The 21909-nt window shown below is 63.6% G+C and carries 18 protein-coding genes and 1 riboswitch; of the genes, 8 read left to right on the forward strand and 10 right to left on the reverse strand.

Features of this window, described 5'->3' with window-relative positions; genetic code table 11:
* Positions 1-15: 15 nt before the first annotated feature.
* From ACVISU_RS24210 to ACVISU_RS24250, 9 genes are all read right to left on the reverse strand, one after another.
* Complete coding sequence (locus tag ACVISU_RS24210; protein WP_456708542.1) at positions 16-1242, reverse strand: ABC transporter substrate-binding protein; 1227 nt, start codon at positions 1240-1242, stop codon at positions 16-18.
* A 159-nt stretch (positions 1243-1401) separates the two neighbouring features.
* A complete protein-coding gene (locus tag ACVISU_RS24215; RefSeq protein ID WP_456708543.1) occupies positions 1402-2631 on the reverse strand; it encodes an ABC transporter substrate-binding protein in 1230 nt (409 codons plus the stop codon).
* A gap of 226 nt (positions 2632-2857) precedes the next feature.
* Positions 2858-4084: an ABC transporter substrate-binding protein gene (locus tag ACVISU_RS24220; protein ID WP_050406250.1), complete on the reverse strand. Its 1227-nt coding sequence runs from the start codon at positions 4082-4084 to the stop codon at positions 2858-2860.
* A 118-nt stretch (positions 4085-4202) separates the two neighbouring features.
* Entirely contained in the window at positions 4203-5426 is a 1224-nt protein-coding gene (locus ACVISU_RS24225; RefSeq protein WP_456708544.1) for an ABC transporter substrate-binding protein, read from the reverse strand.
* Positions 5427-5455: 29 nt separating this feature from the next.
* Complete coding sequence (locus tag ACVISU_RS24230; RefSeq protein ID WP_456708545.1) at positions 5456-6472, reverse strand: branched-chain amino acid ABC transporter permease; 1017 nt, start codon at positions 6470-6472, stop codon at positions 5456-5458.
* A 2-nt stretch (positions 6473-6474) separates the two neighbouring features.
* Positions 6475-7353: a branched-chain amino acid ABC transporter permease gene (locus tag ACVISU_RS24235; RefSeq protein WP_024581729.1), complete on the reverse strand. Its 879-nt coding sequence runs from the start codon at positions 7351-7353 to the stop codon at positions 6475-6477.
* A 13-nt stretch (positions 7354-7366) separates the two neighbouring features.
* The gene (locus ACVISU_RS24240; RefSeq protein WP_050406253.1) at positions 7367-8080 is read right to left on the reverse strand and encodes an ABC transporter ATP-binding protein; all 714 of its coding nucleotides are present in this window, start codon (positions 8078-8080) and stop codon (positions 7367-7369) included.
* Complete coding sequence (locus tag ACVISU_RS24245; RefSeq protein ID WP_050406254.1) at positions 8077-8874, reverse strand: ABC transporter ATP-binding protein; 798 nt, start codon at positions 8872-8874, stop codon at positions 8077-8079. Before ACVISU_RS24245 ends, ACVISU_RS24240 begins: the two co-directional genes overlap by 4 nt.
* Before the next feature lie 69 nt (positions 8875-8943).
* Positions 8944-9810: an IclR family transcriptional regulator gene (locus ACVISU_RS24250; protein ID WP_050406255.1), complete on the reverse strand. Its 867-nt coding sequence runs from the start codon at positions 9808-9810 to the stop codon at positions 8944-8946.
* Positions 9811-9989: 179 nt separating this feature from the next.
* Between ACVISU_RS24250 and ACVISU_RS24255 the strand changes: the two genes are divergently transcribed.
* From ACVISU_RS24255 to ACVISU_RS24275, 5 genes are all read left to right on the forward strand, one after another.
* Positions 9990-12086, forward strand: coding sequence for a 3-hydroxyacyl-CoA dehydrogenase NAD-binding domain-containing protein (locus ACVISU_RS24255; RefSeq protein WP_456708546.1), 2097 nt, complete (start codon positions 9990-9992; stop codon positions 12084-12086).
* A gap of 175 nt (positions 12087-12261) precedes the next feature.
* Positions 12262-13932, forward strand: a complete 1671-nt coding sequence (pimA, locus tag ACVISU_RS24260) for a dicarboxylate--CoA ligase PimA (RefSeq protein ID WP_456708547.1) — start codon at positions 12262-12264, stop codon at positions 13930-13932.
* A gap of 9 nt (positions 13933-13941) precedes the next feature.
* Positions 13942-15132 (forward strand): pimeloyl-CoA dehydrogenase large subunit, encoded by a 1191-nt coding sequence (gene pimC / locus ACVISU_RS24265; protein WP_050406258.1) that lies wholly within the window; start codon positions 13942-13944, stop codon positions 15130-15132.
* 185 nt (positions 15133-15317) lie between these two features.
* The gene (pimD, locus tag ACVISU_RS24270; protein ID WP_456708548.1) at positions 15318-16463 is read left to right on the forward strand and encodes a pimeloyl-CoA dehydrogenase small subunit; all 1146 of its coding nucleotides are present in this window, start codon (positions 15318-15320) and stop codon (positions 16461-16463) included.
* 131 nt (positions 16464-16594) lie between these two features.
* Positions 16595-17368: an SDR family NAD(P)-dependent oxidoreductase gene (locus tag ACVISU_RS24275; protein WP_050406260.1), complete on the forward strand. Its 774-nt coding sequence runs from the start codon at positions 16595-16597 to the stop codon at positions 17366-17368.
* Between the two features lie 120 nt (positions 17369-17488).
* Here the strand turns inward: ACVISU_RS24275 and ACVISU_RS24280 are convergent, their stop codons facing one another.
* A complete protein-coding gene (locus ACVISU_RS24280; RefSeq protein ID WP_050406261.1) occupies positions 17489-18682 on the reverse strand; it encodes an O-succinylhomoserine sulfhydrylase in 1194 nt (397 codons plus the stop codon).
* 76 nt (positions 18683-18758) lie between these two features.
* Positions 18759-18838, reverse strand: a riboswitch (SAM riboswitch).
* A 122-nt stretch (positions 18839-18960) separates the two neighbouring features.
* On the opposite strand from ACVISU_RS24280, the gene ACVISU_RS24285 reads away from it, so the two are divergent.
* From ACVISU_RS24285 to ACVISU_RS24295, 3 genes are all read left to right on the forward strand, one after another.
* On the forward strand, positions 18961-20067 hold the full coding sequence (locus ACVISU_RS24285; protein ID WP_456708549.1) for a 2'-deoxycytidine 5'-triphosphate deaminase: 1107 nt from the start codon (positions 18961-18963) through the stop codon (positions 20065-20067).
* A 50-nt stretch (positions 20068-20117) separates the two neighbouring features.
* On the forward strand, positions 20118-20594 hold the full coding sequence (locus tag ACVISU_RS24290; RefSeq protein WP_050406263.1) for a hypothetical protein: 477 nt from the start codon (positions 20118-20120) through the stop codon (positions 20592-20594).
* 200 nt (positions 20595-20794) lie between these two features.
* Positions 20795-21844: a hypothetical protein gene (locus tag ACVISU_RS24295; RefSeq protein WP_456708550.1), complete on the forward strand. Its 1050-nt coding sequence runs from the start codon at positions 20795-20797 to the stop codon at positions 21842-21844.
* Positions 21845-21909 lie beyond the last annotated feature (65 nt).

The following is a 21909-nucleotide window of genomic DNA, read 5'->3' on the forward strand; positions in this document are numbered from 1 at the left end:
GATATTGGCGGGAGATCAGCCGCCGACGTCGGCGCTGATCACGTCGCCGAACAGTTCCCATTTCTCGCCCTTGAACTTCATCAGCTGCAACTGGCTGATCGGAGCGAAGTCGTTCGCGGCGGTGTTGATCTTGATACCGGGCAGCAGCACTTCGGTGCGGAAGTCGTGCAGGTTTGCCGCCTGCTTCATGATGTTCTCGCGCGTGAGGTTGTCGCCGCACTGCTTGAGCACCTGAACCAGGGTCTGCGCCACGCCGTAGCCGGTCACCGTGCCGCCGTCGAGCTTGTCGCCTTCGGGGAAGTCCTTGGCCATGAAGGCGTAGAATTCCTTCATGCCGGGATCATTGTCCCACTGCTTGTCGGAGGCGTCCTTCAGATAGGCGGCCGAGATGATGCCCTGCGCGTTGTCGTAGCCGGCCGGCCTGATCACGCTGCCGACCGAGGCCGACACGTTGTTGAGGAAGTGCGTGGGCTTCCAGCCCACCTCAGAAACCTTCTTGATCGCCTGCGCCGCGAATTTTGGCGTCGCGATATCGACGAAGACGTCGGCGTTGCTGGCCTTCAGCTTGACGATGTGGCTGTCGATGGTCGGCTCAGAGGTCTCGAAGCTCTCCTCGGCGACGATCATGCTGGCGGCCTTCTGGCCGAGGCCGTCCTTCAGACCCTTCAGATAGTCCTTGCCGTAATCGTCGTTCTGGTAGAGCACGGCAATCTTGGCGTTCGGCATGTTCTTCAGGATGTACTTGGCGTAGATCTGGGTCTCGCTCTGGTAGTTGGGCTGCCAGCCCATGGTCCAGGGAAAGTCCTTCGGATCGTTCCACTTGGTGGCGCCGGTGGCGACGAACAGCTGCGGCACCTTCTTGGAGTTCATGTATTTCTGGATAGCCGAGTTCGATGGCGTGCCGAGCGAATTGAAGATCAGCAGCACCTCGTCGCTTTCGACCAGCTTGCGGGCCTGCTCGACGGCCTTCGGCGGCGAGTAGGCGTCATCGTAGGAGATGAAATTGATCTTGCGGCCGTTGATGCCGCCGGCGTCGTTGATCTTCTTGAAATAGGCAGCCTCGGTGCGGCCGATGATGCCGTAGGCGGAGGCGGGGCCGCTGTAGGGCATGATGTTGCCGATCTTGATCTCGGTGTCGCTGGCGCCGGTGTCGTATTTCTTCTGGGCAAGCGCAGCGCTGCTGGATGTCGCGACGAGCGCGAGCGCGGCCCCGAGGACCGCAAGTCTTGTGGTAGCGGACATCTATGTCTCTCTCCCTGTTGTCAGACGAATGTGTCGCGGCCCCCTGTTTCGAGGGCTCTGTTGTTATCAGGTGAAATTACCATCTTGGCCGGGTCGTCTCAATGAAAAGCCCCTGCGACAACGCCGCAGGGGCTCTGGTCTTTAGTCGACAATTCCGGGTCAGCCCCCGACGTCGCCGCTCAAAATCTCGCCAAAGCGCTCCCAGGTCTGGCCCTTGAAGCGGATCAGTTGCAGTTGCGAGAGCGGCGCGAAATCGGTAGCGGAGGTATTGACCTTGACACCCGGCAACAGGCCGCCGGGTTCGTAATCGCGGATGCTGGCCGCCTGCTTCATGACGTTCTCGCGGGTCAGGTCGTCGCCGCACGCCTTGAGCACATGCACCAGGCCCTGCGAGACGATGTAGGCGTACATCACGGAGGCATCGGCGCGGTTCGCTTCCGGATAGTATTTATCGAGGAACTCATTCCAGGCGATCATTGCCTTGTCGGTCTTCCACTGCGGGTCGGTCGGGTCCTTGAAATACTGCGACGAGATAATGTCCTGGGCGTTCTCGAAGCCCGCGGGCTTGATCACACTGCCGATCGATCCGGAGACGTTGTTGAGGAAATGCAGCGGATGCCAGTTGAGCTCGGCGTTCTTCTTGATCGCCTGCGCCGCGAACTTCGGCGTCGTGATGTTGAAGAACACGTCGGCGCCGGAAGCCTTGAGCCTGACGATGTGAGAGTCGATGGTCGGCTCCGTCACCTCGTAGCTGTCTTCGGCGACGATCATGGACGCAGCCTTGCTGCCGAGCCCGTCCTTGAATCCTTTCAGATAATCCTTGCCGTAATCGTCGTTCTGGTAGAGCACCGCGATCTTGGCGTCGGGCTTGTTCTTCAGGATGTACTTCGCATAGATGACCGACTCGCTCTGGTAGTTGGGCTGCCAGCCCATCGTCCAGGGGAATTCGCGCGGGTCGTTCCACTTGGTGGCGCCGGTGGCGACGAACAGTTGCGGCACCTTCTTCTGGTTCATGTATTTCTGGATCGCCGAGTTCGGCGGCGTGCCGAGCGAATTGAAGATCAGCAGCACCTCGTCGCTCTCGACGAGCTTGCGCGCCTGCTCGACGGTCTTCGGCGGCGTATAGGCGTCGTCGTAGCTGATGAAGGTGATCTTGCGGCCGTTGATGCCGCCCTCGGCGTTGATTTTGCGGAAATAGGCCGCCTCGGTCTTGCCGATCACGCCATAGGCCGAAGCCGCCCCGCTGTAGGGCATGATGTTGCCGATCTTGATTTCGCTGTCGGAGGCACCGATGTCGTATCTCTTCTGCGCGACGGAGGGGGTCGTGGCCGCCGCGAGCAATGCGAGGGCAGCCGAAAAGGCCCCCAACCGCAAATGGATAGCAGGCATTTTGATCTCCCTTGGATCACGGTGAATGTGTCACGATTTTTGGAGTGGGAGCACTTTGCGGCTCCTTCCGGCATTGAATACCTTTCGTCTGGTGGCAGCAACAGGAAGCCTCCCGCGGCGCTGCCGCGGAGGGCGTCATTTAGTCGAAAGCGTTGCGAGGAAAATCAGCGCCGCGGAATCGCCTCGCAACACACGCGAAGCGTTTGCGTGGAGTTCGTGGGTCGCCCTAGTTGCTGAGCCCGCTCGAGATGATGTCGCCGAACAGCTCCCACTTCTCGCCCTTGAAGCGCATCAGCTGCAACTGCTTGATCGGCGCGAAGTCGGTGGCCGAGGTGTTGATGCTGATGCCCGGCAGCAGCGTGCCCGGGACATAATCCTTCAGGCTCGCGGCCTGCTTCATGATGTTGGCGCGGGTAAGGTCGTCGCCGCACATCTCCAGCACCTGCGCCATGGTCTGTGCGGCTGCGTAGCCGAACGAGGTGGCGCCGTCGAGCTTGTTGGCCTCGGGGTAATCCTTCTTGAGGAAGGCAAGGAATGTCTCCATGCCGGGGTCCTTGTCCCATTGCGGATCGGCGCCGTCCTTGAGATAGGACGCCGACAGGATGCCCTGCGAATTCTCGAAGCCGGCCGGCTGCATCACGCCGCCGACCGAGGCGGAGACGTTGGCGACGATCTGCAACGGTGTCCAGGCGATTTCGGCGGCCTTCTTGATGGCCTGCGCCGCGAATTTCGGTGACGTGATGCTGACGAATGTGTCGGCGCCGGCCGCCTTCAGCTTGACGATATGGCTGTCGATCGTGGGCTCCGACGTCTCGTAAGCTTCTTCGGCGACGATCATCGAGGTCTTGTCGCCGAACGCGTCCTTCAGGCCCTTGAGGTAGTCCTTGCCGAAATCGTCATTCTGGTAGAGCACCGCGACCTTGGCGTCGGGCTTGTGCTTCATGATGTATTTTGCGTAGACCCGCGCCTCGTCCTGGTAGGACGGCTGCCAGCCCATGGTCCACGGATAGTTCCTGGGGTCGTTGAACTTGGAGGCGCCGGAGGCGATGAACAGCTGCGGCACCTGTTTCTCGTTCATGTATTTCCGGATCGCCGCGTTGCTGCCGGTGCCGACCGAGCCGAACACCAGCAGCACCCCGTCGTCCTCGACCAGCTTGCGCGTCTGTTCGACCGTCTTTGCCGGTGAGTAGCCGTCGTCATAGGAGATGAACGTGATCTTGCGGCCGTGGATGCCGCCGGCCGCGTTGATCATCTTGAAGTAGGCCGCCTCGGTCTTGGCGATCGTGCCGTAGGCGGATGCGGGGCCGCTGTAGGGCACGACGTTGCCGATCTTGATCTCGGTGTCGCTGGCCCCGGTGTCGTAGCGCTTCTGCGCCAGCGCGACATTGCAGCTCGTCAGGATCAGAGCGAATGCGGACAACAGCGCCGTCAGGGACGGACGTGCGGCAGTCATGGTTTCCCCACCTCGAGTTCTTGGTTTGCAGTATTCAATACCATCGGCGCGGGGCGTCAACAAAAAGCCCCCGCGACGGCGATCGCGGAGGCCGTTGTTTTATTCCCGCAGTGCAACCTCACTCGGAGGGGACGTCGCCGGAAATGATGTCACCGAACAGTTCCCACTTCTGACCCTTGAAGCGCTGCATCTGCAACTGGGCGATCGGGGCGAAGTCGGTAGCCGAGGTGTTGATCTTGACGCCGGGCAGCAAGGTGTCCGGCGTAAAGTCCTTCAGGCTTGCCGCCTGCTTCATGACGTTGGCGCGGGTGAGGTCGTCGCCGCACATTTCCAGCACCTTGGCAAGCGTCTGCGCGGCGCCATAGCCGTAGACGTAACCGCCATCGGTCCGATCGGCACCCGGCATGTACTTGTCGAGGAAGGCTGACCATTTCTTCATGCCGGGATCGCTGGCCCATTGCGGATCGGCGCCGTCCTTGGCGTAGGCTGCCGACAGCACGCCCTGGGCGTTGTCGAAGCCGGCCGGCTGCATCACGCTGCCGACCGAGGCCGACACGTTGGTGATGATCTGCAGCGGCTTCCAGCCGAGCTCGGCGGTCTTCTTGATAGTCTGGGCGCCGAATTTCGGCGTGGTGTAGATCAGCAGCACGTCCGGATTAGCGGCCTTGATCTTGACGATATGGCTGTCGATCGACGGCTCGGAAATCTCGTAGCTCTCCTCCATGATGATGCTGGAGGCCGCCTTGGCGCCGAAGCCGTCCTTGGTGCCCTTGAGGTAGTCTTTGCCGAAATCGTCGTTCTGATAGAGGATCGCGACCTTGGCGTCGGGCTTCTCCTTCATCAGCCATTTGGCATAGATCTGCGCTTCGCTCTGGTAGCTCGGCTGCCAGCCCATGGTCCACGGGAAGTTCTTCGGGTCGTTCCACTTGGTTGCGCCGGTGGCGACGAACAGCTGCGGGATCTTCTTGGAATTCAGGTATTTCTGGATCGCCGTGTTGGACGGCGTGCCGAGCGGGTTGAAGACCAGCAGCACTTCGTCGCTCTCGACCAGCTTGCGCACCTGCTCGACCGCTTTCGGCGGCGAGTAGGCGTCGTCATAGGTGACGAAGTTGACCTTGCGGCCGTTGATGCCGCCCTGGTCGTTGATCATCTTGAAATAGGCTTCTTCGGTCTTGCCGATCACGCCGTAGGCGGAGGCTGGTCCCGAATAGGGGATGATGTTGCCGATCTTGATCTCGGTATCGCTTGCGCCGGTGTCGTATTTCTTCTGGGCGAATGCCGCGGTAGACGTCGCGGCGACGATCGCCGCGGAAATCGCGGCGATCCGAACGGTAGAAAGCATAATGTCTCCTGGTCTGGTCCTAAAGATTCTTAGTTCTTCTTGAGCTTTGCGGCCAGTTGCTGGGCAACGATCGCAACCTGCCTGGCGCCGTGCGGCACGAGGAAGATGACGAGGAACAGCAACACGCCGAACACCGCGCCGGAAAGGCCCTTCGAGATGCCTTCGGCGATGTTCGGCACGAAGATGATGAAGGCCGAGCCGACGATCGAGCCGGGCAGCCAGCCGACGCCGCCGACCACCATGCCGAGGAACAGCGAGATCGCGAGCTGGATGGTGTAGCCGTCGGGCGCCACGAACTGCACCGCGATGGCGCCGAGACCGCCGGCAACGCCGGTGATGCCGGCCGAGACGCCGAACGCCAGGGTCTTGTACAGCGCGACGTCGACGCCCATCGCCGAAGCCGCGATCTCGTTGTCGCGGATCGCCATGAAGGCTCGGCCGGAGCGCGAGCGCAGCAGGTTCACCGAGGCGACGTAGATCGCGATCGAGACCGCCAGGGTGAAGTAGTAGAGCCACATGTCCTGCGACAGCGGCAGCCCGAACGGCGCATCCGGCTTGGTGACGACGAGGCCCTGCACGCCGCCGGTCCAGTGCTCGAAATAGCCGAGCTTGAGCAGCTGCGGCATTGCGGTGGCGAGCGCGAAGGTCGCGAGCGCCAGGTAAACGCCCGATAGCCGCAGCGCCGGCTGGCCGAACAGGAAGCCGAAGGCGAAGCAGACGATGCCGGCGATCGGCAGTGTCAGGGCATAGTTCATGCCCGCATGCTCCATCAGGATCGCCGACGTATAGGCGCCGACGGCGTAGAACGCGCTCTGGCCGAGCGAGAACTGGCCGCTTCCACCGGTCAGGATGTTGAGCGCCATCACCGCAAGCGCGTAGATCAGAAGCATCGTCATCTGGAAGATGATGAAGTTCTTCACGAACAGCGGGATCAGGATCAGCGCGGCAAGCACGACGAGCGAGGTGCCGTAGCCCAGCGTCATCGCGCGCTTCGGCACGGCCTCGACGGCGGCGGCTTCTGTGACGATTTCTTCAGCGGCGCTCATGATCAAACTCGCTTGACGATGGCGCGGCCGAACAGGCCTGCCGGTTTAACGACCAGGACGACGATGATCAGCGCAAGCGCGATCGGAAGTTTCAGTTCATTGCCGACACCGGGGATGTAGGTGCCGACCAGATTCTCGAAGATGCCGACCAGGAAGCCGCCCATGACAGCGCCGAACGGCGAGCTTAGGCCGCCGAGCACCGCTGCGGCAAACCCGTAGATCAGCACGCCGAGCATCATGTTCGGCTCGAGGAACACCACGGGGGCGATCATCATGCCGGCGATCGAGCCGATCGCGGACGCCATGCCCCAGCCCAGCGCGATCATCCAGGAGGTGTTGATGCCGACCAGCCGGGCCGATTCAGGCAGCGAGGCGGCCGCCCGCATCGCAAGGCCGACCCGGGTGAAGCGGAAGAAGAAGAACAGCAGGAGCAGCATCAAGAGGGTGATGCCGATCATGCCGGCCTGGTGGGTCGAGATCAGCTGGCTGCCGAGGAACGGCGAGGAGCCGAACGGCGTCGGATACTGCTTGATGGTGAAGTCCCAGATCAGGCCGGCGACCGAGTTGATGATCGCATACAGCGCGATGAAGCCGGCGACGTTGGTCAGGATCGGGGCCTTGGCCAGCGGCTTGAACAGCAGCCGCTCGATGACGATGCCGGCGGCGAACGAAAAGGCGACGGTGAGCACGAAGGCGCCCCAATATGGCACGCCCCACTGCATCAGCTGCCAGGACACGAAGGTCGAGAACATCGCCATTTCGCCCTGGGCGAAATTCAGATGGTCGATGGCCTGGTAGATCATCACGACCGCGAGCGCCATGCAGGCGTAGATCGCGCCCGTGGCGATGCCGGCCAGGACCTGGTTGGCAAAAAGCTCCATTGTGCCAGCTCCCTCAGTAGCCGAGATAGGATTTGCGGACGTCTTCGTTGTTCGCGATGTCCTTGGCATTGCCCGACATCACGATCCGTCCGGTTTCGATCACATAGGCCTGGTCGGCGAGCTCGAGTGCGAGCTGCGCGTTCTGCTCGACCACCAGGATGGTCACCTTTTCCTCGCGATTGATCTTGCCGAGGATGCGGAACAGGTCGCGCACGATCAGCGGCGCGAGGCCGAACGACGGCTCGTCGAGCAGCATCAGGCGCGGCCGCAGCATCAGCGCGCGCGCCACCGCAAGCATCTGCTGCTCGCCGCCCGACAGCGTGCCGGCCTGCTGGGTGTAGCGCTGCTTCAGCACCGGGAAATGTTCGTACATCCGCTCGATGTCGGAGCCGATCGCCTTGGTGTCGGAGCGGCTGATGGCCCCGAGCTGCAGGTTTTCCTCCACCGTCATGTTGGTGAAGGTGCCGCGGCCCTGCGGCACATGGGCGATGCCGAGGCGGACCACGTTCTCGGTGGAACGGGTGCCGATCGGCTTGCCCTCGAACTCGATCGCGCCGGTCGATCGCACCATGTTGCAGATCGCCCGCAGCGTGGTGGTCTTGCCGGCGCCGTTGGCGCCGAGCAGGGTGGTCAGTGAACCCTCGTTGAGCGAGAAGGAGAGGCCGTGCAGGGCCTGGACCTGGCCGTAATAGGCGCGCAGGTCCTTGACGTTGAGCATCGCTGTCATTGGTCCTTGCTCCCCAGATAGGCCTTGATGACGTCGGGGTCGGCCTGGACCTGGGCCGGCGTGCCTTCGGCCAGCTTGCGGCCGAAATTGAGCGCGACGACGTGGTCGGCGATCGACATCACGAGACCCATGTGATGTTCGACCAGCAACACCGTAATTTTACGGTCATCGCGGATTTTGCGGATCAAATCGCCGAGCACGTAGACTTCCTCGTGATTGAGGCCGCCGGCCGGCTCGTCGAGCAGCAGGATCTTCGGATCTGCGGCCAAAGCGCGCGCCAGTTCGACGCGCTTCTGGGTGCCGAAGGGAAGTCCCGAGACCACGGTGTGGGCGACGTCCTCGAGATCGAGATAGCCGAGGATGTCGTGCACCTTCTTGTTCATGTCGCTCTCGCCGCGGCGAACCCAGGCGAGACGCAGTGAGTCGCTGACGATGTCGCTCGAGGTGCGGGCATGGGCGCCGACGCGCACGTTGTCGATCACGGACAGATTGGGAAACAATGCGACGTTCTGGAAGGTGCGGCCGATGCCGATCTCCGCGATCCGGTGCGGCGGCCGCGACAGAATGCTTTTGCCTTCCATCAGGATGTCGCCGGATGACGGCTGATAGAGCCGCGACAGGCAGTTGAACAGCGTCGTCTTGCCGGCGCCGTTCGGTCCGATCAGGCCGAGGATCTGCCCATGGCGCATGTCGAACGACACGCCATTCAATGCGATGATGCCGCCGAACACGACGCTGACGTCGCGAACCGCAAGCAGAGGATCATTCCCCTGCGCGAGCTGTGCCTGCGTCATCTCGTCTCGCCCGCCATCTCTGCGCGGTGCGAGCGGCCCTGCGATGGATTTCGCCGGACGCGATGGAGGCTATCTGATCCCCTCGGCCAAACGTGCAACTTTCCCTCCTACTCTGGTCTTTTTGCGTTCTTCTTTTTTGGATTGCGGCGCCATTCCACCGAGCGCCTGCTCGATGTTCCTTACCATCGCGACAAGACGAGGTCCAATGTCGTTGAGCAATCTGTCTTCCGTGAAGCGGAATGCCGGCGCGCCGCAATTGAACGCGTAAGGACCGGTTCCGTCGTTCAATTTCAACGCAACGCCGGCTGCGGCGACGTCGTTCTGCCAGTCGCCGGTGGACAGTGTGAAGCCGTGTTTTGCGACTGTCTCACCCGAGCGCTCGATGCCGTCACGCATCTTGGCCCAGCGACTGCCATAGTGATCCCGCAGCTCGCGCAATAATGCCGCACGCTCGTCAGGTGGCAATGCCCAAATATAGGCACGTCCCATCGCGGTGGTTGCGATCGGCACCCGCGAGCCGACGTCGAGTTGCACGCCGAGCGCCAGGCCGTTCCTGCTCTGCCCGAAATAGATCATGCTGTGGCGGTCGCGGCCGCCGACAGCGACCGCGCCGCCGGTCGCGCGCATCACTTCTTCTCGATAGGGCTCGGACAAATGCCGAACGCCGAGATTGGCGAGCGCGGCATAGCCGAGCGCCATTGCCGACGGCGCGAGCTGATACTTCTCGAATTTCGGTACCGGCGTAAGGTATCCCAGCTTGGTCAGGGTGTAGGTCAGCCGGGAAATGGTTGGCTTCGGTAACTTGGTGCGGGCGGCAATCTCCTGATTGCCGAGCAGCCCGTCATTGGGTTGAAATGCGCGCAGGACATCCAGTCCGCGGGAAAGCGCGACGACGAAATTGCGATCGGTCGCTGCTTTCTTGCTGGCGCGCTTCATCCCTATCCTTGCCTGCCCCTGTCATGCTCGTTGACAAGGCTCGTGCTTCAAAATAACCCTCCGTGTCAAGATGTGGAATTAAATTTCGCAGTGCGAAATTGGTCTGATCGCAGCGGCTCGACGCAAGTCATGCAGCTACTCAACACAAGTTCAAGAACAAGCATCCAGGGAGAGTCCCGGTGAGTGAAGTCGTCAAGCTCGAACGTCATGACAACATTGCCGTCGTCACGGTTAACAGTCCGCCGGTGAATGCGCTGAGCGCGGCGGTGCGCGGCGGGATATTCGAATGCATCAAGAGCGCGATCGACGATGCGCAGGTCCAGGGCATCGTGCTGACCTGCGCCGGCCGCACCTTCATCGCCGGCGCCGATATCACCGAATTCGGCAAGCCACCGAAGCCGCCCGGCCTGGCCGAGGTACTGAGCCTGATGGAGAGTTCGCCGAAGCCGATCGTTGCCGCGATCCACGGCACGGCGCTCGGTGGCGGTCTCGAGGTCGCGCTGGCTTGCCACTATCGCGTCGCCACCAAGGACGCCAAGCTCGGCCTGCCCGAGGTGAAGCTCGGCCTGCTGCCGGGCGCCGGCGGCACCCAGCGCCTGCCGCGTGCGGTCGGCCCCGAGCTCGCGGTCAAGATGATCGTCGGTGGTGATCCGATCAGCGCGGATGCGGCGCTGAAGGCCGGCCTGATCGACGAGATCGTCGAAGGTCCGGCGTCGGGCGGTGAGGCGTTTGCGCGCAAGGTGGTCGCCGAGAAACGTCCGCTGCGCAAGCTGCGCGATGACGACAGCAAGCTCGCCGCGGCCAAGGCCGACCGTTCGATCTTCACCAATGCGGTCGCTGCGCTGACCAAGAAGTCGCGCGGCCTCGAGGCGCCGTTCGCTGCCGCCGATGCCGTCGGCGCCGCGATCGACCTGCCGTTCGAGGAGGGTCTGAAGAAGGAGCGCGAGGGCTTTCTCAAGCTGATGAACGGCGAACAGTCGAAGGCGCAGCGTTATGCCTTCTTCGCCGAGCGTGAAGCCGCCAAGATCTCCGGTATCCCCGAGGGCACCAAAGGCCGCAACGTGGCGCGCGTCGCTATCCTCGGCGCCGGCACCATGGGCGGCGGCATCGCGATGTCGTTCGCCAATGCCGGCATCCCGGTCACCCTGATCGAGACCGGCGAGGAGCAGCTCAAGCGCGGCATGGGCATCATGCAGAAGAACTACGAGGCGACCGCCGCGCGCGGTGGCATCCCGGCGGACGCGCCCGCCAAGCGCATGGCGCTGATCAACGGCGTCGTCGGGATCGAGAACGTCGGCGACGCCGATCTCGTCATCGAGGCGGTGTTCGAGACCATGGCGGTCAAGAAGGAAGTGTTCGGCAAGCTCGATCAGTCCGCCAAGCCGGGCGCGGTGCTGGCGTCCAACACCTCCTACCTCAACATCGACGAGATCGCGAAAGCGACCAAGCGTCCGCAGGACGTGCTCGGCATGCACTTCTTCTCGCCGGCCAACGTCATGAAGCTGTGCGAGATCGTGCGCGCCGACAAGACCGCGCCGGATGCGCTGGTCACCGCCGTCTCGATCGCGCGCAAGATCGCAAAGGTGCCGGCCGTGGTCGGCGTCTGCGACGGTTTCGTCGGCAACCGCATGCTGGCGCAGCGCGGCAAGCAGGCCGAGAAGCTGCTGTTCGAAGGCGCGTTGCCGCAGCAGGTGGACGCTGTCGTCACCAAGTTCGGCATGCCGATGGGCCCGTTCGCGATGGGCGATCTCGCCGGTCTCGATATCGGCTGGCGCTCGCGCAAGGACCGCGGCATCAAGTCGGAGATCGCGGATGCGCTGTGCGAAGCCGGCCGCTTCGGCCAGAAGACCGGCAAGGGCTACTACAAGTATGAGCAGGGCTCGCGCGCGGCGCTGCCCGATCCGGAGGTCGAGAAGCTGATCGACGAGACGCTGGCCCGTCTCGGCCGCAAGAAGCGCGTCGTCAGCGACGACGAGATCCTCGAGCGGATGATGTACCCGATGATCAACGAGGGCGCGAAGATCCTCGCCGAAGGCATCGCGGCGCGTCCGTCTGATATCGACGTGGTCTGGCTCTATGGCTATGGCTGGCCGATCTATCGCGGCGGCCCGATGTTCTGGGCCGACACCGTCGGCCTCAAGCACATCGCCGATCGTCTGGCCTTCTACGCCAAGGAGACCAACGATCCCTCGCTCGAGCCGGCGCCGCTGCTGAGGAAGCTTGCGGACGAAGGCAAGACCTTCGCCTCGCTCGCCGCAGCGTCGAAGGCGGCGTGATCACGTTCGGCGATACAACGGCAGTGACTGGGTTCCCTCTCCCCTTGTGGGAGAGGGTTAGGGAGAGGGGTGATCGCATCGGGACTGCCCGTGTGACCCTCTTCCCCAACCCCTCCCCACAAGGGGGAGGGGGAGCCCACAAGCCGGTGCTCACCTCACATCAGTTGATGCATCCATGATCTATCCCGGCGAACGATATTATCCCAAGGGCGTGCGGTGGAGCGACGAGATCACGCGCGGCACGCTGCCGGATCTGCTCTCGACGGCCGCCGCCGAGTTCGGCGCGCGTCCGGTGCTCGAATTTCGCGACCGGCAGATCAGCTACAGCGAGCTCGAAGCCCTGGTCGAGACCGCGGCCGCCGCGTTCATGCGGGCCGGTTACGGCAAAGGCGCCTCGGTCGCGCTGTTTCTCGGCAACTCGCCCGATCACCCGATCAACTTCTTCGGCGCGCTGAAGGCCGGCGCCCGCGTCGTGCATCTGTCACCGCTCGACGGCGAGATCGCGTTGTCGCACAAGCTCTCGGACTCTGGCGCGCGCGTGCTGGTCACCAGCAACCTGTCGGCGCTGTTGCCGACCGCGCTGAAATTCCTCGCCAAGGGGCTGCTCGACCGCCTGATCGTTTGCGAGGATGACCATTGGGGCAAGATCGGCACACAGCAAGCCGCGCTGCCCGACAATCCCGCTGTTATCACCCACCGGCAGTTCATCGACGGCGCAGTCAAGCCGCCACAATGGCCCGCGGTCGACGTCGAGGACGTCGCGCTGCTGCAATATACCGGCGGCACCACCGGCCTGCCGAAGGGGGCCATGCTCAGCCACGGCAATCTCACCGCGGCGGTCTCGATCTACGACCTCTGGGGCAAGCCGGCGCGGCTCGAACGCAACGCGGTCGAGCGCGTGATCTGCGTGCTGCCGCTGTTTCACATCTACGCGTTGACCGTGGTGCTGCTGTCGGCGATCCGGCGCGGCCATCTGATCTCGCTGCATCAGCGCTTCGACGTCGAGGCCGTGATGCGCGACATCGAGGTCAAGCGCGCGACGGTGTTTCCCGGCGTGCCGACGATGTGGATTGCGATCGCCTCGCTGCCCGATCTCGACAAGCGCGACCTGTCCTCGCTGGTGGTCGCCGGCTCCGGCGGGGCGCCGCTGCCGGTCGAGGTCGCCAAGATCTTCGAGCGCCGCGTCGGCATGAAGCTGAAGAGCGGCTGGGGCATGACCGAGACCTGTTCGCCCGGCACCGGCCACCCGAAGGAAGGCCCGGAGAAGCCGGGCTCGATCGGGTTGATGCTGCCCGGCATCGAGATGGACGTGGTATCGCTGGAGGACTCCACCAAGGTGATGCCGGTCGGCGAGGTCGGTGAAATCCGCATCCGCGGCCCGAACGTCACCAAGGGTTACTGGAACAGGCCGGCGGAAACCGCCGAGGCCTTCGTCGGCGACCGCTTCCTCACCGGCGATATCGGCTACATGGACGCCGACGGTTATTTCTATCTGGTCGACCGCAAGAAGGACATGATCATCTCCGGCGGTTTCAACGTCTATCCGCAGATGATCGAGCAGGCGATCTACACCCATCCTGCCGTCCACGAGGTGATCGTGATCGGCATTCCCGACGATTACCGCGGCGAGGCCGCCAAGGCCTTCATCAAGCTGCGTGACGGCGAGAAAGAGTTCTCGATCGACGAGCTGCGGGCGTTCCTCGCCGGCAAGGTCGGCAAGCATGAACTGCCGGCGGCGGTCGAGTTCGTCGACGAACTGCCGCGCACCCCCGTCGGCAAGCTGTCGCGTCACGAATTGCGCCAGCAGCAGCCGAAGACATCTCAAGCCAAATCAGTCGCTCAATAGGAGGATCCGATGGATCTCGCTTTCACCAAGGAAGAGATAGCGTTTCGCGAGGAGGTACGGGAGTTCTTCAAGAACAACGTGCCGCCGGAGACAAGGCGCAAGCTGCAGGAAGGCCGCCATCTGTCGAAGGACGAGATGGTCACCTGGTGGCGCATCCTCAACAAGAAGGGCTGGGGCGTCACGCATTGGCCGAAGGAATATGGCGGCACCGGCTGGAGCACCGTGCAGCATTACATCTTCAACGAGGAGCTGCAGTCCTATCCGGCGCCGCAGCCGCTCGCCTTCGGCGTCAGCATGGTCGGCCCTGTGATCTACACGTTCGGCAATGAGGAACAGAAGAAGAAGTATCTGCCGCGCATCGCCAATGTCGACGACTGGTGGTGCCAGGGCTTCTCCGAGCCGGGTTCGGGTTCGGACCTCGCCTCGCTGAAGACCAAGGCCGAGCGCCGCGGCGACAAGTGGATCATCAACGGCCAGAAGACCTGGACCACGCTCGCCCAGCACGCCGACATGATCTTCTGCCTCTGCCGCACCGATCCGGCGGCGAAGAAGCAGATGGGCATCTCCTTCATCGTGTTCAGCATGAAGTCGAAGGGCGTCACCGTGCGTCCGATCCAGACCATCGACGGCGGCCATGAGGTCAACGAGGTGTTCTTCGACGACGTCGAGGTGCCCTACGAGAACCTGATCGGCGAGGAGAACAAGGGCTGGGATTACGCCAAATTCCTGCTCGGCAATGAGCGCACCGGCATTGCCCGGGTCGGCGTGTCGAAGGAGCGGCTGCGCCGCATCCGCGCGCTGGCCTCCAAGGTCGAGTCCGGCGGCCGTCCTGTCATCGAGGATCCGGCGTTCCGCGAGAAGCTGACGGCCTGCGAGATCGAGCTGAAGGCGCTCGAGCTGACCCAGCTCCGCGTCGTCGCCGACGAGGGCAAGCACGGCAAGGGCAAGCCCAATCCGGCGTCCTCGGTGCTCAAGATCAAGGGCTCGGAGATCCAGCAGACCACCACCGAGCTGCTGATGGAGATCATCGGTCCGTTCGCCGCGCCCTATGACGAGCACGGCGACGCCGGCTCCAACGAGAGCATGGATTGGACCGCGCAGATCGCGCCGAGCTATTTCAACAACCGCAAGGTTTCGATCTACGGCGGCTCCAACGAGATCCAGCGCAACATCATCAGCAAGGCGGTGCTGGGGCTTTGATCCTCCCCCTCTCCCCGCTCTTCGCGGGGAGAGGGTTGGGGTGAGGGGCATCTCTCCGAGCAATGATTGCCGAGAGACCTATACCCCCTTACCCGGATCGCTTCGCGATCCGACCTCTCCCCGCAAGCGGGGCGAGGTGAAGAGGTCCCGGTTTCGGTAACGACTTTCAGTTTAAGGAAACGAACATGGATTTTGATCTGTCCGAGGAGCAGCGGCTTCTCAAGGAAAGCGTCGACGGGTTGCTGGCGGATGCCTACGACTTCGATGCGCGCAAGAAGTACATGAAGGAGAAGGGCGGCTGGAGCAAAGCGCTCTGGGGCAAGCTCGCCGAGCAGGGCCTGCTTGGTCTGCCCTTCGCGGAGACCGACGGCGGCTTCGGCGCTGGCGCGGTCGAGACCATGATCGTCATGGAAGCGCTCGGCAAGTCACTGGTGGTCGAGCCCTATCTCGCCACCGTCGTGGTCGCCGGCGGCTTCCTGCGCCATGGCGGCTCGGCCGAGCAGAAGGCCAGGTACATTCCCGGCATCATCGACGGCAGCAAGACCTTCGGCTTCGCCCAGCTCGAGAAGAACTCGCGCTACGACCTGTTCGACGTCGTGACCACGGCGAAGAAGAAGGGCGACGGTTGGGTGATCGACGGCGAGAAGTTCGTCGTGCTGAACGGCGAGAACGCCGACACCTTGATCGTGACCGCGCGTACCAAGGGCGGCCAGCGCGACAAGACCGGCATCGGCGTGTTCCTGGTGCCGGCGGACGCCAAGGGCGTCACCAGGAAGGGCTATCCGACCCAGGACGGCCTGCACGCGGCCGACATCACGTTCACCAATGTCGAGGTCGGTGCGGATGCTGCGATCGGCGATCCCGAGAACGGCCTGCCGCTGATCGAGCGCGTGGCGGACGAAGCCCGCATTGCGCTGTGCGCGGAAGCCGTCGGCGCGATGGACGAGTCGCTGAAGGAGACCGTCGAGTACATCAAGACCCGCAAGCAGTTCGGCGTTGCGATCGGCTCGTTCCAGAGCCTGCAGCACCGTGCCGCCGACATGTTCGTGGCGCTGGAGCAGGCCCGCAGCATGTCGATGTTCGCGACCATGGCGTCGGACTTCACCGATGCCAAGGAGCGTTCGTCCGCGGTCGCGGCCGCCAAGGTGCAGGTCGGCAAATCCCTGAAGTTCGTCGGCCAGCAGTCGATCCAGCTTCATGGCGGCATCGGCATGACCATGGAAGCCAAGATCGGCCACTACTTCAAGCGGCTGACCATGATCGAGAACACGCTCGGCGACACCGACTACCACCTCCGTCGCGTCAGCGAGGGCGGCGGGCTGCTGGCGTAACTCGTCATTCCGGGGCGCCGCGAAGCGGCGAGCCCGGAATCCATTTCACCACCAATGATGCGGCCTGATGGATTCCGGGTTCGCGACTGCGTCGCGCCCCGGAATGACGGCCCATCCGGGAGGAAACAACAATGAAAAACACCCCGTTCGATCTCACCGGCCAGGTCGCGGTCGTCACCGGCTCGAGCCGCGGCATCGGCCGCTCCTCGGCGGAGCTGTTGGCAAAACTCGGCGCCAAGGTCGTGATCTCCTCGCGCAAGGCGGACGCCTGCCAGGAGGTCGCCGACGGCATCAAGAAGGCCGGCGGCGATGCGCTCGTCATCCCCTGCAACATCGCGCGCCGCAACGAGGTCGAAGGGCTGGTCTCGGGCACGATCAAGCACTACGGCAAGATCGACATCTTGGTCTGCAACGCCGCGGTGAATCCCTATTACGGTCCGCTGCTCGACATCACGGATGAAGCCTTCGACAAGATCATGGGCTCGAACGTCAAGAGCAACATCTGGCTGTCAGCATTGGCGATCCCGCAGATGGCCGAGCGCGGCAAAGGCTCGGTCGTCATCATCTCCTCGATCGGCGGACTTCGGGGTTCGACGGTGATCGGCGCATACGGCATCTCCAAGGCGGCGGACTTCGCGCTGTGCCGCAGCCTCGCCGGCGAATGGGGGCCGAAGGGCGTGCGCGTCAATTGCGTGGCGCCGGGCCTCGTGAAGACCGACTTCGCCCGCGCGCTGTGGGAGGATCCGGACAATCTGAAGCGCCGCACCGCCTCGACGCCGCTCCGCCGCATCGGCGAGCCCGACGAGATCGCGGGCGCAGTGGCCTATCTCGCTTCCGATGCCTCGACCTTCATGACCGGCCAGACCATCGTGGTCGACGGCGGCGTGACGACAGCGGCGACGTAAAGCGGGAAGAAGTTAGCTTGAATCGGCTTGCGCTCGGGTCGGTTTACCTCTCCCAAGGGAGAGGTGAATCTCCGACGCCGCTCCAATTCAACCTATCCTCATCATGCTTTAGCGCCAGCCTCAGACCTGCTCCAGCGCCCGCTCGAAATCCTCGATCAGGTCGTCGGGATGCTCTAGCCCGGCCGAGAAGCGAATGAAACCTTCGCTGATGCCGAGTTCGGCGCGGGCCTCCGGCGCGAGGCGCTGATGCGTCGTGGTCGCGGGATGCGTGACCAGGCTCTTGGCGTCACCGAGATTGTTGGAGATGCGCGAGATCTTCAGCGCGTTGAGACAGCGGAACGCGCCGGCCTTGCCGTCCTTCACCTCGAAGCCGACCAGCGTCGAGCCGGCGCCCATCTGCTTCTTCACGGTCGCGGCCTGCGGATGATCGGCGCGGCCGGGATAAACCAGCCGCGTGATCTTCGGATGCCTGGCCAGTGCCTCGGCGATCTTGGCCGCGTTCTCGGTCTGGGCGCGGACGCGGACGCCGAGCGTCTCCAGTCCCTTCAGCAGCACCCAGGCGTTGAACGGCGACAGCGACGGACCGGTCTGGCGCATGAAATTGTGGATGTGCTCGGCGATGAAGGCTTCCGACGACAGGATGATGCCGCCGAGGCAGCGGCCCTGGCCGTCGATATGCTTGGTCGCGGAATAGACCACGACGTCGGCGCCGAGCGACAGCGGGCTCTGCCAGATCGGGGTCGCGAACACGTTGTCGACGATCAGCCGGGCGCCGCCGCTATGCGCGATCTTGGCGATCGCGCCGATGTCGAGCACGTCGAGCGTCGGGTTGGTCGGGCTCTCCAGGAAAAAGGTCTTGGTGTTCGGCCGCAACGCGCGCTGCCACTGGTCGAGATCGAGGCCGTCGACCAGCGTCGTCTCGATGCCGTAGCGCGGCAACAGGTCCTGCACCACGTAGAGGCAGGAGCCGAACAGGGCTTTTGAGGCCACCACATGATCGCCGGCCTTCAGCGGCGCCAGGATCGCGGTGGTGACCGCGGCCATGCCGGTCGCGGTCGAGCGGGCGGCTTCGGCGCCCTCGAGCTCGATCATGCGGCGCTCGAACATCGCAATGGTCGGATTGGAATAGCGCGAGTAGATGAAGCCGGGGTCCTGGCCCTTGAAACGCGCCTCGCATTGCTCGGCGCTGTCGTAGACGTAGCCCTGGGTGAGAAACAGCCCTTCCGACGTTTCCCCGAATTGCGAGCGCAGCGTGCCGCCGTGGACGAGGCGGGTTTCGGGACGAAAGCGGGCGGTACCTTCAGATTCAGACATGTGACCTCCGAAGTGGCCATTTCCCCTGGAAACTGGCCACAAAAAAACCGGCCTGGAGCAACCTCCACAAGCCGGGATCACACTGTCCCCGGCCTGTTTAGCGACTTATTTAACGTGGCTGCAAGCCGGCCGGCTCAAATCACCACGGGATAAGTGCAGCTGATATTCCCTCGCGCCCTTTCCGTCAAGACGGTCATCGGATAACCCCTAAAAGCCCATATATTGGGGCTTGGTGGCCGTTCAGAGTATGATTTCGGGCCATCTCGAGGGACCGCATCGTGTCGTTCACGCTGGAAGATGAATCCAACGGAATCCTGCCCGACCGCATGATCGCGGAGATGGCGGAGGCCGGCCTCATCCTGCCCGCCTACGACTTCGTCGAGAGCCAGATCCAGCCGGCGAGCCTCGACCTGCGCCTCGGCGACATCGCCTACCGGGTCCGCGCCAGCTTCCTGCCCGGGCCCGATGCCACCGTCGCGGAGCGGATCGACCAGCTCAAGCTGCACGAGATCGATCTGTCCGACGGCGCGGTGCTGGAGACCAATTGCGTCTACATCGTTCCGCTGCTGGAGAGCCTGGCGCTGCCGCCGGAGATCGTGGCCGCGGCCAACCCGAAGAGCTCGACCGGACGGCTCGACGTTTTCACCCGCGTAATCGCCGACGGCACCCGTCGCTTCGACATGATCGGTGCCGGCTATCACGGCCCGCTCTATGCCGAGATCTCGCCGAAGACCTTTCCGGTGCTGCTGCGCGAGGGCTCGCGGCTCAGCCAGGTCCGCTTCCGGATCGGCGAGGCGACCGTTTCCGCCGACGAGCTCGACGCGCTGCATGCTGCCGAGCGGCTGGTCGATGCCGACGATGCCGACCTCACCCATGGCGTCGCGCTCTCGGTCGATCTCTCCGGCGAGAACTCCGGCGGCTTCGTCGGCTATCGCGCCAAGCGCCACACCGGCGTCGTCGATGTCGATCGCCGCGGCGGCTATGCGGTCGACGAGTTCTGGGAGCCGATCAAGGCGCGGCCCGATGGCAGCCTGATCCTCGATCCCGGCGAGTTCTACATCCTGGCGTCGAAAGAGGCCGTGCAGGTGCCGCCGGACTACGCGGCGGAGATGGTGCCGTTCGATCCCTTGGTCGGCGAATTCCGCGTCCACTATGCCGGCTTCTTCGATCCCGGCTTCGGCTATGCCGGCGCCGGCGGCAAGGGCGCGCGCGCCGTGCTGGAAGTGCGCTCGCGCGAGGTGCCGTTCATCCTCGAGCATGGCCAGATCGTCGGCCGCCTCGTCTATGAGCGCATGCTCGAGCGCCCCGACGCGCTCTACGGCCAGCGCATCGGCTCCAACTACCAGGCGCAGGGCCTCAAGCTCTCCAAGCATTTTCGCGTGTAGCGGAGGTCCGTCGTCACCGTCGTTGGTCGCCGGCGCCGATGGAAACGCTGATGGAATTGAGTCCGGCCTTCCAGATCCATTCCTATGGCCCGCCCGCGCGGGCCGCTGATATCGCGCGCCTTCGGCAGATATATCCGGACATTCCGGCAGGCTACATCGAGCTGGTCGGGCAGATGACCGGCGTCGTGCTGCTTTGGCACCGCAAGGGCGAGCTCCGCCTGTGGGGCCCCGAACAGGTGATGGCAATGGACCAAGCCTATGGCGTGTCGACCGTGATCCCGGGCGCAATGCCCTATGGCGACAATGGCGGCGGCCAATTGCTGGTGCATGGCAAGGGAGCTGCTGGCGTCGCGACCTATCTGGTCGAGAGCGGATCGCTGTTCCTCGATGCGGATGCGCCGTTCATCGCGCCTGATCTTGATACCATGTTGAAGACCGAACAAGGCGCTGAACTCATCTTTCAGTCGGACGAGGTGCCGGAGAACGAAATCGGACCACCGCGTTTCGAGCAAGGGGAATATCTCTAGCGGTAATCGTCGTTCGTCGGAGCGCTGGGCTTGACGCTCTCCAAGCATCTTCGCGTGTGTAATTCCGCAGCCCGGATGAAGCCCTCGCGAAATCCGGGACGGCATACGCAGATTGAGTTGCCCCGGATTGCGCTTCGCTGCATCCGGGCTACGATTGCGCATGCGAGTTCGACCTCGCCAACAAGAGCCAGGGAGCCAAGATGACTGCAGGCGAAAGCGCACAAGAAACCCAGTGGCGGAAATGGCGCAGCGTCGCCGACCTCTATCACGCCTTCTTCACCGGGCTGATCCTCACCGTGGTGACGCGGCGCGGCACCGCCGACGCTGCCGAATTCGTCTTCCGCGTGTTTCGCCGCCAGCAGCAGGAGCGCTTCCTGCCCGGCTTGAAGAAGCTCGGCCTCGACGGCCTGCCGCCCGCGGTCGCGGCCGCGCAGTATCACTATCTCTCCAACTGGATCGGCGGCGTGCATGTCGAATACATGGTCGAGAGCGACCGTAAGGCCTGGATCCGCTACCCGCCGCCGCGCTGGATCTGGAAGGGCACCGCGATCTGCGGCGTGCCCGGCGAGGTCTCGCGCGCGATGCTGCGCGGCTGGCACGCCAACAACGGCGTCGCGCTCGGTGATCTCAGGCTCGGCTTCGTCTGCACCAAGCAGAGCGTCGATGGGCAGGACGGGCTCGAGGGCTATTACTGCGAGTACGATCATCCGCTCGAGCTCGACCAGCGCCTGGTGTTCGCGCGCCACCTCGAGGCGCCGCTGTTCGACCCGAAGACCGCGCCGGCATTGCCGGTCGGCAGCTGGCCGAAGCCGCGGCTGGAAAAGGCCTATCGCAACTACGCGATGGAATATGTGAAGACCGCCGCGCCCGTCATCGTGCAGGTGTTCGGCCCCGAGGACGCGAGCTATCTGCTGCATCTCACCGGCAAGCTGATTGGCATGCAGTATTTCGACGAGGTCGCGCAGGCGCTCGGCGGCCGCCGTGGCCGTGCCACGGAATTTGCCGCATTCCTGCGCACTCTGTTCGAGTCGCAGGATGACATCGCTGAGGTCAGCGAGTCCGAGGGCCAGTTCGAGATCCGCCAGCAGGGCTGGAAGCTGATGGCCGACGTGGTTGATTATCATCCGGCCTGCGCCAGCGTCCTGACAGGCCTGTTCGAAGGGCTGGCGGCCGGCTGCGGACGGCATATTCCGGTGCATCTGAAGCCGAATGGCGCCGCCGGCGCGCCGTTCGTCTGGTCGATCGGCTAGGCCGGAGGTTCATCCGGGTTCACCTGCAATCACGCAGGCCCCCCTTGCGTCCCGTGCACGTGGAA

Source organism: Bradyrhizobium sp. USDA 4452 (genome assembly GCF_054063575.1).

Excerpts from the sequence above, each read along its gene's own strand:
- pimD (WP_456708548.1), top strand. The coding sequence starts at position 15,318 with ATGGATTTTGATCTGTCCGAGGAGCAGCGGCTTCTCAAGGAAAGCGTC.
- ACVISU_RS24295 (WP_456708550.1), top strand. The coding sequence starts at position 20,795 with ATGACTGCAGGCGAAAGCGCACAAGAAACCCAGTGGCGGAAATGGCGC.
- pimC (WP_050406258.1), top strand. The coding sequence starts at position 13,942 with ATGGATCTCGCTTTCACCAAGGAAGAGATAGCGTTTCGCGAGGAGGTA.
- ACVISU_RS24275 (WP_050406260.1), top strand. The coding sequence starts at position 16,595 with ATGAAAAACACCCCGTTCGATCTCACCGGCCAGGTCGCGGTCGTCACC.
- ACVISU_RS24290 (WP_050406263.1), top strand. The coding sequence starts at position 20,118 with ATGGAATTGAGTCCGGCCTTCCAGATCCATTCCTATGGCCCGCCCGCG.
- ACVISU_RS24235 (WP_024581729.1), bottom strand. The coding sequence starts at position 7,353 with ATGGAGCTTTTTGCCAACCAGGTCCTGGCCGGCATCGCCACGGGCGCG.
- ACVISU_RS24230 (WP_456708545.1), bottom strand. The coding sequence starts at position 6,472 with ATGAGCGCCGCTGAAGAAATCGTCACAGAAGCCGCCGCCGTCGAGGCC.
- pimA (WP_456708547.1), top strand. The coding sequence starts at position 12,262 with ATGATCTATCCCGGCGAACGATATTATCCCAAGGGCGTGCGGTGGAGC.
- ACVISU_RS24250 (WP_050406255.1), bottom strand. The coding sequence starts at position 9,810 with ATGAAGCGCGCCAGCAAGAAAGCAGCGACCGATCGCAATTTCGTCGTC.
- ACVISU_RS24220 (WP_050406250.1), bottom strand. The coding sequence starts at position 4,084 with ATGACTGCCGCACGTCCGTCCCTGACGGCGCTGTTGTCCGCATTCGCT.
- ACVISU_RS24210 (WP_456708542.1), bottom strand. The coding sequence starts at position 1,242 with ATGTCCGCTACCACAAGACTTGCGGTCCTCGGGGCCGCGCTCGCGCTC.
- ACVISU_RS24280 (WP_050406261.1), bottom strand. The coding sequence starts at position 18,682 with ATGTCTGAATCTGAAGGTACCGCCCGCTTTCGTCCCGAAACCCGCCTC.
- ACVISU_RS24245 (WP_050406254.1), bottom strand. The coding sequence starts at position 8,874 with ATGACGCAGGCACAGCTCGCGCAGGGGAATGATCCTCTGCTTGCGGTT.
- ACVISU_RS24215 (WP_456708543.1), bottom strand. The coding sequence starts at position 2,631 with ATGCCTGCTATCCATTTGCGGTTGGGGGCCTTTTCGGCTGCCCTCGCA.
- ACVISU_RS24240 (WP_050406253.1), bottom strand. The coding sequence starts at position 8,080 with ATGACAGCGATGCTCAACGTCAAGGACCTGCGCGCCTATTACGGCCAG.
- ACVISU_RS24225 (WP_456708544.1), bottom strand. The coding sequence starts at position 5,426 with ATGCTTTCTACCGTTCGGATCGCCGCGATTTCCGCGGCGATCGTCGCC.